Consider the following 14,179-nt stretch of genomic DNA (forward strand, 5'->3'; position numbering starts at 1 on the left):
CTACCCAGGGTGTGTGGGCGAGCACATGAGGTGATGGTGTGGATGCTTCCGGCGGTCCATCCCGGTGGTCGGTCGAGAGGTTCGGCCACCCGCTGGCGGCGGCCCTGCGCCAGGAGATTCCAGCCGCCCTCCATCGCGCCGTCGAGCTGGCGCGAGGCGCGCGCGAGGCGTCGGCACTCGACACCGACCACGCGTTCGGGCCGGTGCGCTGGAAACAGCAGTACGAGGTGCTGCACGAGCACCTGATGGAACTCCCCGGCGTGACGGACGTCCATCCTCCCCGCGCCCAGGTGCGCGTCACCATCTGCCGCGACCATCTCCTGCTGCCCTGGCGGTACGCGAAGCGCGGCGACGTCGACATGAGGGACGTCCGGCCGGGCAACGACCTCAGCCGGTTGATCCGGGACCTGCTGATCCTCTTCGGTCCCGAGCCGAGCCACCGGGAGGTGCCGTTGCCGCTGATGCCGCTGACGCCCGAGGAGGAGCGGGACCGCTCGGCCCTTCGGGAGGCCATCGAGAAGCTGGCTCCCCGGCCGAGCGTGCTGCTGGTCGGCTTCGCGTGCAACTCCGACGCGGGCCTGCTCCGGGTGTCCTGGGGCGAGGCGGCGCTCATCGGGAATCGGGAGCTGGAGTGGGGGCACGTCGAGGACCTGCCGCTGCCCGGGAGGCGCGCCGGATCGTGAACCGTCGTCGCGTCACCTGACAAGGAGCGTGTGGCGAGTCGGTTACCGGACGTAGTCGGCTTGGGGATAATGCCTGGTCGGCTGACTACATAGCGTGAGCGCGTCATTCGGAGTGCCTCGGTTGCGCGTGTACGGCCCGTCGTGACGCGGGCCTTCGCCGGCCGGGGCGACAGACAGGAGAGTCAGATGTCAGCTCAGGCAACAGCCCGCCGGCTCGGCCCCCGCGCGCTCAGGATCGCCGTCGGCCTCGCCGTGGCGGTGGTGGTGGTCGTCCCGGCCGCCCCAGCGTCGGCCGCCGTCCCCGGCCTCGTCCGCGTCGCCGTGACGAGCGCCAGCAACTCCACCGACTTCCGCAGCGTCACCGCCACCTGTCCGGTGGGCAAGGTGCTGACCGGCACGGGGTACGAGCTCAACGGGGCGACCGGCGAGGCGGTGGTCGACGACCTGCGCCCCAACGGCGGCCCAGCCGTCGCGCCGACCGCGGTGACCGTGGGGGCGTACGAGGCGGAGGCGTTCGCGGGCAACTGGTCCCTCACCGCGTACGCGATCTGCGCCAACCCGGTCGCGGGCCTGGTGCGGGTCTCGGCGAGCACCGCCAGCAACTCGAACGACTTCCGCAGCGTCACGGCGACCTGCCCGGTGGGCAAGGTGCTGGTCGGGACGGGGCACGAGCTCAACGGCATCATGGGTGAGGGCGTGGTCGACGACTTCCGGCCCAACGGTGGCGCGGCCACCGCGCCGACCTCGGTCTTCGTGGGCGCGTACGAGGCCGACGCCTTCGCCGGCAACTGGTCCGCGACGGCGTACGCGATCTGCGCCAACCCCCTCGCCGGCCTGGTCCGCATCTCCGCGGTGAGTCCCAGTGACTCGAACGACTTCCACAGCGCCGTCGCGGCCTGCCCGTTCGGGAAGGTGCTGACCGGAGCGGGCTACGAGCTCAACGGCATCATGGGTGAGGGCGTGGTCGACGACTTCCGGCCCAGCGGTGGCGCGGCCACCGCGCCGGCCGCCGTCACCTCCGGCGCGTACGAGGAGGACACCTTCACCGGCAACTGGACCGACACCGCGTACGCGATCTGCGCGACCGCGTAGTCACCGGAGCCGGCCGGTGGTGCCGCCCCCGAGCCGGGGTCGGTGCCTCCGGCCGGTTCCTCGCCTGCCCGCGTCGGTCACGGCGCACCCGCGCTCGCGGCCGCCGCGTCAGGCGAACGTGTCGCCGAACTCGCGCACGCCGTCGACGTCCAGGGTGATCCGGCTGTTGTCGGCCCACTGGCCGGTCGCGGCGCGCCAGCTGCGGTCGTCGCGCTCGTCGATGTCGGTCCAGTCGTGCCGGTGGTGGCGCAGCTGGATCGGCCCCGTCGACCCGCCGGGGGCGAGGACGCCGCCCGCGAAGGTCAGCTCCACCCAGCCGGGGATCGGGGTGCCCGGCGGCGGGTACCGGGTCGGCGTCGGGCTCGGCGTGGGCGGCGCGGTGCTGCCGGGCGGCGAGGCCGGTGGCAGCGGCGGCGGGAAGAACGTCATGGCGCGCCGGACCCGGTCGCAGCCGAGCGCCGCCCAGTCGCAGTTGAGCGCCAGCGAGGTGTTGCCGCCCTCGAAGGTCAGGTGGTAGCGCACCCGGACGGTGGCGAGGTCGAGCGGCCCGGTGCCGGTGTTGGTGACCTGGAGGGCGTGCTGGATCTGGTTGTTCGTCGGCGACCAGTCGAGGTTGAGGTAGCCGACCTTCGCCCGCCCGTACGCGGTGCGCACCGGCGTGACGGGGGAGGGGTCGGAGTAGCCGCCGGGGGCGTAGGCGCCGATCACGAGCTGGTACTCGCTGCCCGGCGCGAGGTCGGTCAGCGTCAGGCTGGTGGCGGTCGTGTTGCCCAGGGCGCGGTAGACGTGCGGGCCGAGCCGCGCCCGCACCTCGTAGGTGATCGGCTCCGCGCCGGCCGGCTCGCCCACCCACGTCGAGGGCGTCCAGGACAGGGTGAGGCGGTGCGGCTCGTTCGCCACGACGACCGGGCTGCCGGGCGTGGTGAGGGCCGGGGTGTCGTCGGCCCGCGCCGCGCCGACGGCGAGCAGGCTCAGCAGCGCGGTGAGGATGCCGGCGGTGGTGACGCGACGGGCACGCATGACGGGGATGCTACGAGAATTGATGGACGCTTATCAATCGTCAGACGGGCATCCGACCCGGGCGGCGACCGGCAGCACACCGGCCGCTATTCCGCCGCCGTCGATCACCGGCGTCGATGTCGGTTCACCGATAGCGGGGCACCCCTCCTGATCTACGTCTGTCGATAGCGTGTCGTGGCACAGGCCGTCCAGGAAAGGCGGACCATGAACGATTCCCACACCTCACTGTCCCGGCGCCGGATCCTGCTCGGTGCCGCCGCGGCCTCGGCGGTCACCGTCGCCGGGGCGACCACCGCCCACGCCGCGCCGCCCACCGCACCGGCCGCCGGGAAGGCCTCCCCGGCGCGGGAGGCCCGGCGTCTCGTCGTCCGGGACCGGATCGCCGGCGCCCGCCTCACCGGCGGCCCGGCCCGCTTCCAGGCCGACCTGTACGAACGTCTCGACGCCTGGCTGGCCTTCTGGTCGGCCAACTCGCCGCGGGTCTGGAGCGCGCCCGTGGAGATCGAGGGCCGGGTCGGCGCCGACGGCGACGCCTTCACACTGCACGCGATCCGGGTCTCCCGCGACGACGAGACGCGGGACGCCTTCGCCGCCGGGCGGCCCGACGCCGCCCACCTGGCCACCCTCGCCAGCCTGCACCACCACTTCCCGACGGTGCGCGTCGAGGCCGGCGGCGCGGTACGGGTGGCCGACGGCCCCGCCGGCTGGACCGCCTCGGGCGAGCAGGTCGCGTTCGCGGTCACCGCCTGCCGGGAGCTGTGGGGGCTGAGCACGGCCGACCCGACGCACTGGCGGGAGCACGTCAGCCGGGCAGGGCACGCGGTCGACCCCGCCTCCCGATCCGGCTGGGCGGCATTCACCAGGGCGAGTCTGCGGCGCGGGCTGCGGACCGAATCGTACTGACCACCGGAGGTAGCACATGGCACGCAGCGAATTCCGTTTCGTCGTCGACGGCGTCGACCTGACCACCGAACAGCAGAGCCTGATCGCGAGCGAGATCCAGAAGGCGGGTCTCAACGCCCTCTCCGTCGCCGGCAGCAAACTGACCACGCCGCTCGCCGTCGGGCACGCCAACCTCAAGCTCCGGCCCGAGTGGTACGGCATGTGGGTCATCGACGGCCCGTTCGCCCAGGAGCTCGGCCAGAAGATCAACGACATCGGCTTCTGGATGCAGCGGTGACGGATTCCGTCCACCGGCCGGACCCGCCGGAGCGGATGTGCCCGAGCACCCCCGCGGCCAACGCCACGGTGTTCCTCGGCATGATCACTCCGGCGGGGCGGGTCGCCTACGTGACGCCCCCGCTCCCGGCCGAGGTCGCCCTCGCCGGGGCCGGCACCCAGACACCGGTCGAGGCTCGCTACCGGCTGGCGGGCCCGTGTGTCACGGCGAAGTGCGGCTTCTGGACGGGCGAGCACTGCGGCCTCGGCGAACGGGTCGCGGCGTCCTTCCAGGAGACCGCCGGCACGGCGGAGGACGACCTGCCGCGCTGCGCGATCCGCCGGACCTGCCGGTGGTACGCCGAGCAGGGCCGCGCAGCCTGCGCCGCCTGCTCCTACGTGGTCACCGACGCCCGCTGAGCCCTCGCCCGACCGATGACCGACTGTCGTGCCCTCTCCGGACGATCGCGCGGCACCTCGTGGAGGCCTGGTGCGAAATCCGCCCGTGGCGCGGCGTCCGCCGGGTAAAGGGCTCGCGATGTCCCACCGTTCCGCTACCGTCTGGGCGTCATGGAGCCGCGGTACGACGAGGCCGTCATCGGGCGGGAGCATCCCGCGGGTCTGCTGCGCGCCGAGGTCGACAGGGCGACCGCCAGCCACGGCGGCCTGGTCCTCGTCGCCGGGGAACCCGGGATCGGCAAGACGACGCTGGTCACGGCGGCGGCCGACGAGGCCCGTCGGCGGGGTGCGCTGGTGCTCGGCGCCGCCTGCTGGGATTCCGACAGCGCGCCCGGCTACTGGCCGTGGGTCCAGGTGCTGCGCGGCCTGCGTCGCTCGGCCGACGACTGGGCACTGGCCCGCGAGACCGCCGAGCCGGGCCTCGCGGCGCTGCTCGGCGAGGCCACCGGTGGCGCCCTCGGCGAGCCGGCGGACGACGGCACGCCCGGCCGGCCGGGGGAGGGCGACGCCGCGGCGGCCGACGGCACCACCGGCGAGGCGACCGACCGCCCGAGCGGCGACGACCACGGCGACCAGGAGGAGTTCGGGCTCCACGACGCGGTGACCACCGCGCTGGTCGCGGTGTCCCAGCGCCGACCGGTCGTGGTCGTGCTCGACGACCTGCACTGGGCCGACCCCGCCTCGATGCGGCTGCTGCGCTTCGCCGCCCAGCACACCTGGTTCGAGCGGCTGCTGCTGGTCGGCACCTACCGCGACGCCGAGGTGGAGGCCGCCGACCACCCGCTGCGCCCGCTGCTGATGCCGCTGGTGGCGAAGGCGACCAGCATCACCCTCACCGGCCTGTCCCGCGACGAGGTGGGCGCGCTGATGAGCCGCACGGCCGGTCGGGAACCGGACGCCGACCTCGTCGACGAGGTGCACCGGCGCACCGGTGGCAACCCGTTCTTCGTGGAGCAGACCGCCCGGTTGTGGCGCACCGACGGCCGGGTGGGCACGATCGCCCCCGGCGTACGGGAGGCGGTGCGGCGGCGGCTCGCCCAACTGCCCGCGGCGGTGGTCGAGGTGCTCACCGTGGCCGCCGTGCTGGGGCGCGAGTTCCACCGCCAGGTCCTCGCGGCCGGCGCGAGCGTCCCGGCGGCGCAGGTCGACCGGCTCCTCGACCGTGCGGTGACCGCCCGGCTCGTGCTGGCCCACGGCGGCGGTCGCTTCGCCTTCGCACACGACCTGGTCAGGGAGACCCTCTACGACGGGCTCACCGACGGCGACCGGCGGTCCCGGCACGCCGCCGTGGCCCGGGCGCTCGACGGGTCGGCCACGCTCGCCGAGCGGCTGATCCCGGCCGATCTGGCCCGCCACGCTCACCTCGCCGGCGACGAGTTCGACCCGGCGCGGGCGGCCGTGCTGCTGGTGGCCGCGGCGCGGGACGCGAGCGGCCGGCTGGCGATGGACGAGTCGATCGTCCACTTCCGCCGGGCGCTGGAGGTCGCCGAGGACCCGACCCGGCGCGTGAAGATCATGGTCGAGCTGAGCCAGCTGCTGCACCACTGCGGCGAGAGCGGCGAGGCCCAGCGGCTCGTCGCCGATGCCGCCGCGCTGGCCCTGACGGTCGCCGACCCGGTGGTGCTGGCCCGCGTCGCCCTCACCCTCCATCGGCACCAGGGGGCGGGCGCCACGGGCACGGTCGACCGGGACGGCCTGCTGCGGGAGGCGTACCGGCGGCTGATCGGCGAGCCGGAGGCCAGCGCCGGGGTAGGCGCACTGGTCACCGACCTGATCACCGCCACCGAGTCGATCGCCCGGCGCGGCCACGACGACGAGGCGCTCACCTTCAGCCTGTGGGCCCGGCACGACACCACCTGGGGGCTCGGCACGGCCGCCGACCGGGCCGCCATCACCGCCGAGATCCGCGACGTGGCGCGCCGGATCGACGACCGGGAGACGCGGCTCTGGGCGACCTCGCTGCGTTGGGTTGCACTGCTGGAACTCGGCGATCCGCGCTACCACGACGAGCTCACCGCGTTCGTCGCCGAGGCCCGCGAGGGCGACGTCCGGCACCGGATGGCCGCCACCATCGACGGCGGCATCATCGCCGCGTTCCGGGGCGACTTTCCGCGCGCCTGGGAGCTCTTCGCCGAGCTGGACGACCTCAGCGAGTGGGGCCAGTCCGACTTCGCCTTCATGACCCACCACCTGCGCTGGTCCTGGCTGCTGCTCCAGGGCCGGCACGACGAGGTCGACGCCCTGCTCGACGGGCTGGAACCCGACGGCCACCCCTACCCGCAGCTGGTCCGGGCCATCGCCGCGGCGGAGCGGGGCGACGGGGCGACGGCGCTGCGCCTGACCGCCGGGATCGAGGCCGTCGGCCCGGCGTACGGCCGGGCGGTGACGCCGCTGTGGCTGCGGCTGCGCGCCCAGGTCGCCGCCGCGACCCGCGATCCCCGGCGCTGCGCCGAGGCCCGGGAGTCGCTGCGGCCGCACCGCGGGCAGTGGATGTCCGCGCTGTACGGCTGCGACGTCAGCGGCCCCGTCGATCACTGGCTGGCCGCCGTCGACGCGGCGGAGCAGCGCTGGGACGACGCGGTCGCCGGCTTCGCCGCGGCCCGCGACTCCGCCGACCGGATGGGGGCCCGGCCGTGGTCGGTGCTGGCCCGCGCCGCGCTGGCGGACGCGCTGAGCGGGCGTGACCGCCCCGGCGACGCGGCGGCGGCCACCGCGCTGCGTGCCGCCGCCCTCCGGGACGCCGTCGCCCTCGGCATGCGGCAGGTGGGCGGCCCGCCCGCCGTCGCCACCCCGGTCGCCCCGGCGGGGCGTCAGCACGCGGCCGCCGGGCCCGAGTCGGTCGCCCCGGCGGGGCACGGGGTCGCCGCGCCCGGCGCGCCGCCGCGGGGGGCGCAGCCGTCCGCCGGGCGACCGCCGGTCGAGGCGTACGAGTTCCGCCGCGACGGCCCGGTCTGGCAGCTCGCGTACGCCGGCACGGTCGTGCACCTGCCCGGCGCCAAGGGCCTGCACGACCTGCACCTGCTGCTGAGCCGGCCCGGCGTCGACGTGCCCGCCGTCGAGCTGCTCGACCCGGCCGCCGGGCCGGAACTCGTGGCGGCCCGCCGGATGGGCGGCGACCCGGTCCTCGACGACGAGGCGAAGGCCCGCTACCGGCGGCACCTGGAACGCCTCGACGAGGAGATCGACCGGGCCGCCGAGCGCGACGACGGGGCGAAGGTGGCCGCGCTCGACGCCGAGCGGGCGGCGCTGCTCGGGCAGCTGCGTGCCGCCGCCGGGCTGGCCGGCCGCAGCCGCCGCCTCGGCGACGAGGCGGAACGGGCCCGCAAGACGGTGACCGCCCGCATCCGGGACGTGCTGCGCAAGCTCGACGACCGGCATCCGGCGCTCGCCGCCCACCTGCGCGACACCGTCACCACCGGCGGCACCTGCCGCTACCTGCCGCCCGAGCCGCCGCCCTGGCGCCTCTAACCCCCGGGCAGGGTGCCCTCGTCGCCACCGAGGGCGCGGCGCCGAGCTACCGGGTCGGCGCCGGGCGGTGGCACGACGACGGGCACCACCACCTCCGTGGCGGTGCCCGTCGTCGGGGGGATCAGCGGCGGTTGTAGCGGTACATGGTCAGGGTGCCGAAGACGACCAGGAACGCGGCGCTCCACAGCAGCGTCCACATCGTGCTCGACGCGTCCGGAGCCCCCGACATCACGGCCCGCACCGCCGCCACCAGCTGGCTGATCGGGTTGACCTTGACGAACGCCTGGAGCCAGCCGGGCATGGTGGCCGGCTCGACGAAGACGTTGCTCAGGAAGGTCAGCGGGAAGAGCACCATCATGCTGACGCCCATCACGGACTTCTCGCTGCGCAGGACGAGGCCGAAGAACGTCCAGACCCAGGAGAAGGCGAACGAGAAGACCACCAGCAGGCCGATGCCGCCCAGCACGCCGGGCAGCCCGCCGTCGGGGCGGAAGCCCAGCACCAGCCCGACGCAGAGGATGACCACGGCGGCCAGCACGTAGCGCAGCACGTCGCCGAAGATCATGCCGACCAACGCGGCGGGGCGCCAGACCGGCAGCGTCCGGAACCGGTCGAAGACGCCCTTCTCGATGTCGGTGTTCAGGCCGACCCCGGTGTACATGGTGATCATGACGACGCTGGTCACCATGATGCCGGGCAGGAAGAACTGGAGGTAGTCGCGCGGGCTGTCGGCGAGGGCGCCGCCGAACAGGTACGTGAACATCAGCACCATGATGATCGGGAACGCCGTCACGTCGAACAGCTGCTCCGGCACGTGCTTGATCTTGAGCATCGCGCGCCAGCCGAACGTCAGCGACGCCGCCAGCGCGCTCGGCCGGGGCGGCCGGGCACCGGGTGCGAGGACGGTCGACAGCGCCTCCGCCGAGGGTACGAAGACCGACGGGGCCGGCCCGGTCGTGGTGGTGGTGGCGTTGCTGCTCATCGGGCTGCCTCCAGCTGCTCGTCGCGCTCGTCGGCGCCGACGGCGGGGTGGTCGGTCAGGGCCAGGAAGACCTCGTCGAGGCTGGGCTGGCCGAGGGAGAAGTTGTCGACGACGATGCCGGCGCGGGCCAGGTCGCCGAGCACCCGGGCGGCCTGCTCGCTGGCGTCGAGCTCGCCCCCCTCGCCGCCGACCCGGACGGTCAGCGCCACCGGGTCGGGTTCGAGCTGCACGGGCGCGTCCAACGCCGCGCGCAGCAGCCGCTCCGCCTCGGGCCGCTGGTGCGCGTCGCGCAGCCGCAGGTGGACGGTGCCGGACCCGACGGATGCCTTCAGCTCGCCCGGGGTGCCCTCCGCGATCACCCGGCCGTGGTCGACCACCGCGATCCGGCCGGCCAGCTGGTCGGCCTCGTCGAGGTACTGGGTGGTCAGCAGCACCGTGGTCCCGTGCGCCACCACGGCCCGGACGATCTCCCACACCTGGTTGCGGCTGCGCGGGTCCAGGCCCGTCGTCGGCTCGTCGAGGAAGAGCAGGTCGGGGGTGTTGAGGATGCTCGCCGCGATGTCGATGCGCCGCCGCATGCCGCCCGAGTACTTCTTGACCTGCCGCTCGGCCGCGTCGGTCAGCCCGAACGCGGCGAGCAGGCTCTCGGCCCGCTCCCGGGCGGCCGGCTTCCGGTGACCGAGCAGCCGGCCGAGCAGGACGAGGTTCTCCAGCCCGGTCAGGTCCTCGTCCACCGAGGCGTACTGGCCGGTCAGGCTGACCCGGGCCCGCACGGCGTCGGCCTCGTCCACCACGTCGTGACCGAACACCCGCGCCCGCCCGCCGTCCGGGCGCAGCAGCGTCGCCAGCACCCGTACCGCCGTGGTCTTGCCGGCGCCGTTGGGGCCGAGCACCCCGTAGACGGTGCCCGCGGGCACCGAGAGGTCCAGGCCGTCCAGCGCCCGGGTTTCCCCGAACGAGCGGGTCAGGCCCTCGGCCTCGATGGCCGGGCCGGTGCTGCGTCTATTCATGTTCCCTACCCCTTCTTCTCGAACTATCAGGAGACGTACGGCCGTGCGGCGCGGCCGTCGCGCAGTGCCAGGCCCCACCAGCAGAGCTGGTCGAGCAGGACGCGGGCGGCCCGGCGCAGTTGGTCGGTGGCCAGCGGCGTCGGATCGCCGCAGAGCAGGTCCACGCCGACGACGTCGCGCATCGTGACGGCGTGCAGGGCGGTGAAAACCGTGCGGAGCTGGTCGACCGCGTGCAGGCCGACCGAACCACAGCCGTACGACACGAAACCGACCGGCTTCGCCTGCCACTCGTCGTACGCGTAGTCGATCGCCTGTTTCAACGACGCGGGGAAGCTGTGGTTGTACTCCGGCGTGACCACGACGAACGCCTCCGCCCGGCCCACCTGGGCGGCGAAGGAGCGCATCGCCGCGGTCGGCTCCGCCGGATAGCCGGCCGGGAAGTCGTACGCGGCGAGGTCGACCACCGTGACCGCCAACCCGTCGTGCCGCTCCGCCCGGTCGACGAACCAGCGGGCGACCCGGTCGCCCACCCGCCCCTCCCGCGTGCTGCCGATGATCACGGCGAGCCGCAGTGCGTCCATGGTTCCTCCTCCCGGCCGCTCCGGTCCCACCCGTCAGGCGCGAGACCGCCCCCGGCGGTCCGCGAGATCCGATCTGGCGGCCCCGCGAGGCGCCGCCGCGCGTGCCTCCACGGGGCCCGAGGCCCCTCCCGGCTCCGCCGGCGGCGGCGGTCGACCCGGGCCGGCCCGGCCAGGAGCACCGCCAGCCCCGCGAGGTGGCGCGCGGACCGCCGGTAGCGGGTCGCCGCCACCATCCCCTCCCCGGCGGCCATCCGCGAGGATCAATTGCAGCAGCGGCACCCGAGGATCTGGCCCGGCTGGTTGTCCGGGTTCGATCGAGCTCGTTCGAAGTCGCTCCGTGGGCCTGGGGGCCGTCTCGACACTCCGCGGTAGGTGGCGTCCGCGGGCCCGCCGCGGACGAGCCGGGAGCGCCGAGGACCGCCCCGGTTGCGGGCGACCACGAACGTTCGCACCATCGACGTGTGACGCGGACCGAGGACCGGACGGCTGCGCTGGAGGCCCAGTTCGCCGCGCCGGTCCGACGGCTGGGCGCGGCACCGTCCCGGCGGTCGCCCGCCGCTGACCCTTTTCGGCCGGCACGCCCGGTACCGGAAGCCCCGAGGGAAGGAACACCATGCGCAAGCCGATCGTGCTCGTCCTGGTCGCCGGCCTCGTCGCCGCGGTCGCGGCCATCGGGATCATGCCGAGGGCGCCGCGGCTGACCGACCGGAGCACAGGCGACGCCGCGCTGGCGGCCGCCGTCCGCGCGGCGGTCTCCGACCCCGGGGGCCACCGCGGCCTCGCCGTCGCCCTCGTCGAGGGCGGCCGGGTCCGCACCGCCGGCCTGGGCGACCGCGACCCGGACGGCCGACCGGTGGAACCGGGCACCGCGTTCGAGATCGGCTCGGTCACCAAGGTGATGACCGGGATGCTCCTGGCCCGGCAGGCGGCGGCCGGCGCGGTACGCCCCGACGACCAGGTCGGCGACGCGCTGCCCGAGCTGACCGGCCCGGCCCGCGAGGTCACCCTGGCCGAGCTGGCCAGCCACCGCTCCGGCCTGCCCCGCCTCGCCGGTACCTCGGTCGGGGACCGGGTCGGCACCTGGTGGACCGGCATCACCGGCGGCAACCCGTACGCCGGCCAGGACGTCGACTGGCTGGTCGACACCGCCGGGCGGGAGGGACCCGGCGAAGGGCGCGGCAAGGTCCGCTACTCCAACCTCGGCATGGCCCTGCTCGGGCAGGCGCTCGCCGCCCGGGCCGGCACGTCGTACCCGGAACTGCTCGACCGCGAGCTGCTGCGACCGCTCGGCATGGCGGCGACCGTGGTGGCGACCGACGCCACCGCCCCGCCCGCCGGGCACGCGGTGGGATCGACGGCCGGTGGCCGTACCGTCGACGCCTGGGTCGGCGGCGGCTACGCGGCGGCCGGCGTCGGCCCCTGGTCGACCGCCGAGGACCTGGCCCGGCTCGTCGCCGCGACGCTCGCCGGCACCGCCCCCGGGGCCGACGCGGCCACCCCCCGCTTCACCGAGGACGACCGCACCCGGATCGGCTACGGCTGGTTCACCACCCGGCACGGCGACCGGGAGATCATCTGGCACAACGGCGCCACCAGCGGCTTCACCGCCTACGTGGGCTTCGAACGGGCCACCGGGCGCGGCGTGGTGGTGCTCGGCAACACCGACGAGCGCGTCGCGCCGATCGCGCTGCGGCTGCTCGGCGTGCCGGCGCAGGACGCCGGCGGCGACTCCCCGCCGCTGCCGCTCTGGATCGGCGGCGGGCTCGCCCTGGTCTTCACCTTCCTCGGCGGGCTGAGCCTGCTCGCCACGGCCCGTCGGGCCACCGACCGGCTCAGCCTGGTGCCCGAGGTCGCGTGGGCGGCGGCCTCCCTCGGCCTGGCCCACCGGCTGGGGAACTGGGCGGTGATCCCCGGCTGGCTCTGGCCCGTCGGCGTCGGCCTCACGGCGGCCGGGGTCGCGCTGGCCGCGTACCGCTGGCGGGGGCTGCCCTGGCTGACCGGCGCGCCGTGGCGGCGGCTGACCCCGGCGGCGTTCTCGCTGCTCTTCACGGCCCTCGCCGTCGCCGTAATCGTCAGCTGACGGCGGCCGGCATGGTCCACGTCGGCCACCGGTCGCGCCGCGCGCCCTCAGTCCCGGCGGGCGAGCGCCGAGCGGCGGTAGCCGTAGAGGGCGTAGACCAGCGCGCCGAGCAGGAACCAGGCGGCGAAGCGCAGCCACGTCGCGGGCGCCAGGAAGGTGATCAGCCAGAGGGAGAAGACCGCGCCCAGCGCCGGCACCACGGGCATGCCCGGCAACCGGAAGGTACGCGGGGCGTCCGGACGGCGGTAGCGCAGCACGATCACCGCGACGCAGACCACCACGAAGGCCAGCAGGATGCCGATGTTGGTCAGCTCGGCCGCCTCCCGGATCGGCAGGAAGCCCGCGATCAGGGCCGAGCCGACGCCGACGATCCAGGTGACCCGGCTGGGCACCCGCCGGACGGGGTGCAGCTTGGCGAACCAGCCCGGCAGCAGCCCGTCCCGGCTCATCGAGAACCACACCCGGGTGACGCCGAGCATGAAGGTGAACATCACGGTCAGGATGCCGATGATCGCGCCGACCGCGATCACGCTGGCCAGGCCGGAGAGCCCGACGGAGGCGAAGGCGGAGGAGAAGCCGCTCTCCGGGTCGATGTCCCGGTAGTTCTGCATGCCGGTCAGCACCAGGGTGGCCAGCACGTAGAGGACCATCGAGATCGCCAGCGAGTAGATGATCGCCTTGGGCATGTGGCGGCGGGCGTCCTTCGACTCCTCGGCGGCGGTGCTCATCGCGTCGTAGCCGAACACGGCGAAGAAGACCGTGGCCGCGCCGGTGAACGCCCCGCTCAGTCCGAAGGGGAAGAACGGCGAGTAGTTCGCGGTGCTGATGTGGAAGAAGCCGACCACGACGACCAGCAGCACCACGGCGACCTTCAACCCGACGACGATCGTCTCGAAGCGGGCGGCGGACTTGATGCCGAGGTTCAGCAGGAACGCGATGAAGAGGCAGAGCACCACCGCGAAGAGGTCGACCACGCGCCCCTCGCCGGTGCCGGGGGCGCCGAGCATCCAGGCCGGCAGGTCCGCCCCCAGCTCGCCCACGAGGAAGGAGAAGTAGCCGGAGATGCCGATCGCCACCACGGCGACGATGGCGGTGTACTCCAGCAGCAGGTCCCAGCCGATGAACCAGCCCACCGCCTCGCCGAGCACCGCGTACCCGTAGGTGTAGGCCGAGCCGGCCTTCGGGATCATGCCGGCGAACTCGGCGTACGACAAAGCCGCCGCCGCGCTGGCCAGCCCGGCGATCAGGAACGAGACCAGGACGGCCGGGCCGGCCGTCTCGCTCGCCACGGCGCCGGCCAGGGCGAAGATGCCCGCGCCGATGATGCCACCCACCCCGATGGCGGTGAGCTGCCACAGGCCGAGGGAGCGGGCCAGTCCGTCCCCGGTCTCGTCGGCGATCTCCTCGACCGGCTTGCGGCGGAAGATCCCCGTGCCGCCGCCCGCCGCGCTTCCCGTGGAGGTCATCGTCATCCCCCTTCCCGGCCCTGCCCCGAACCGTCCGACCCGCACCGGACGCGGCGTGCCGCCCGTACGGACGCACCCGCCCGCGACGTCCGTCCCGGACGCGACACCCGTACCGGCGCGACGGCCGTGCCGTCCAACGCGATGCCCGTGCGGTACCCGCGAACGACGCTGATAAATCTC

At 74.7% G+C, this 14,179-nt stretch carries 12 protein-coding genes; 7 read left to right on the forward strand and 5 right to left on the reverse strand.

Annotation, left to right across the window (positions count from 1 at the left end; genetic code table 11):
• Nucleotides 1-38 precede the first annotated feature (38 nt).
• Nucleotides 39-683 carry a hypothetical protein gene (locus V6V16_RS01375; protein ID WP_334558693.1) on the forward strand — a complete coding sequence of 215 codons (645 nt, stop codon included), beginning with the start codon at nt 39-41 and terminating at the stop codon, nt 681-683.
• 186 nt (nt 684-869) lie between these two features.
• Complete coding sequence (locus V6V16_RS01380; protein WP_334558696.1) at nt 870-1,775, forward strand: hypothetical protein; 906 nt, start codon at nt 870-872, stop codon at nt 1,773-1,775.
• A gap of 108 nt (nt 1,776-1,883) precedes the next feature.
• Here the strand turns inward: V6V16_RS01380 and V6V16_RS01385 are convergent, their stop codons facing one another.
• On the reverse strand, nt 1,884-2,795 hold the full coding sequence (locus tag V6V16_RS01385) for a cellulose binding domain-containing protein (protein WP_334558698.1): 912 nt from the start codon (nt 2,793-2,795) through the stop codon (nt 1,884-1,886).
• Nucleotides 2,796-2,999: 204 nt separating this feature from the next.
• Between V6V16_RS01385 and V6V16_RS01390 the strand changes: the two genes are divergently transcribed.
• From V6V16_RS01390 to V6V16_RS01405, 4 genes are all read left to right on the forward strand, one after another.
• Nucleotides 3,000-3,698: a hypothetical protein gene (locus V6V16_RS01390; RefSeq protein WP_334558701.1), complete on the forward strand. Its 699-nt coding sequence runs from the start codon at nt 3,000-3,002 to the stop codon at nt 3,696-3,698.
• A 16-nt stretch (nt 3,699-3,714) separates the two neighbouring features.
• Nucleotides 3,715-3,975: a hypothetical protein gene (locus V6V16_RS01395; RefSeq protein WP_334558703.1), complete on the forward strand. Its 261-nt coding sequence runs from the start codon at nt 3,715-3,717 to the stop codon at nt 3,973-3,975.
• Nucleotides 3,972-4,373, forward strand: coding sequence for a hypothetical protein (locus V6V16_RS01400; RefSeq protein ID WP_334558705.1), 402 nt, complete (start codon nt 3,972-3,974; stop codon nt 4,371-4,373). The genes V6V16_RS01395 and V6V16_RS01400 overlap by 4 nt, the downstream gene beginning before the upstream one ends.
• A 150-nt stretch (nt 4,374-4,523) precedes the next feature.
• Entirely contained in the window at nt 4,524-7,880 is a 3,357-nt protein-coding gene (locus V6V16_RS01405; RefSeq protein WP_334558707.1) for an ATP-binding protein, read from the forward strand.
• A gap of 121 nt (nt 7,881-8,001) precedes the next feature.
• On the opposite strand, the gene V6V16_RS01410 is transcribed toward V6V16_RS01405, so the two are convergent.
• Genes V6V16_RS01410 through V6V16_RS01420 form a run of 3 tightly spaced genes read right to left on the reverse strand, consistent with a single transcriptional unit; the run spans nt 8,002 to nt 10,453 of the window.
• A complete protein-coding gene (locus tag V6V16_RS01410; protein WP_334558709.1) occupies nt 8,002-8,862 on the reverse strand; it encodes an ABC transporter permease in 861 nt (286 codons plus the stop codon).
• Nucleotides 8,859-9,872: an ATP-binding cassette domain-containing protein gene (locus V6V16_RS01415; RefSeq protein WP_334558711.1), complete on the reverse strand. Its 1,014-nt coding sequence runs from the start codon at nt 9,870-9,872 to the stop codon at nt 8,859-8,861. Before V6V16_RS01415 ends, V6V16_RS01410 begins: the two co-directional genes overlap by 4 nt.
• A gap of 26 nt (nt 9,873-9,898) precedes the next feature.
• Complete coding sequence (locus V6V16_RS01420) at nt 9,899-10,453, reverse strand: NADPH-dependent FMN reductase (RefSeq protein WP_334558713.1); 555 nt, start codon at nt 10,451-10,453, stop codon at nt 9,899-9,901.
• Between the two features lie 613 nt (nt 10,454-11,066).
• Here V6V16_RS01420 and V6V16_RS01425 point away from each other — a divergent pair.
• Nucleotides 11,067-12,533 (forward strand): serine hydrolase domain-containing protein, encoded by a 1,467-nt coding sequence (locus V6V16_RS01425; RefSeq protein ID WP_334558715.1) that lies wholly within the window; start codon nt 11,067-11,069, stop codon nt 12,531-12,533.
• 47 nt (nt 12,534-12,580) lie between these two features.
• Here the strand turns inward: V6V16_RS01425 and V6V16_RS01430 are convergent, their stop codons facing one another.
• Nucleotides 12,581-13,999 carry an amino acid permease gene (locus V6V16_RS01430; RefSeq protein ID WP_334558718.1) on the reverse strand — a complete coding sequence of 473 codons (1,419 nt, stop codon included), beginning with the start codon at nt 13,997-13,999 and terminating at the stop codon, nt 12,581-12,583.
• Nucleotides 14,000-14,179: the final 180 nt, after the last annotated feature.

This window comes from Micromonospora sp. CPCC 205561 (genome assembly GCF_036906775.1).
Taxonomy (GTDB): Bacteria; Actinomycetota; Actinomycetes; order Mycobacteriales; family Micromonosporaceae; genus Micromonospora.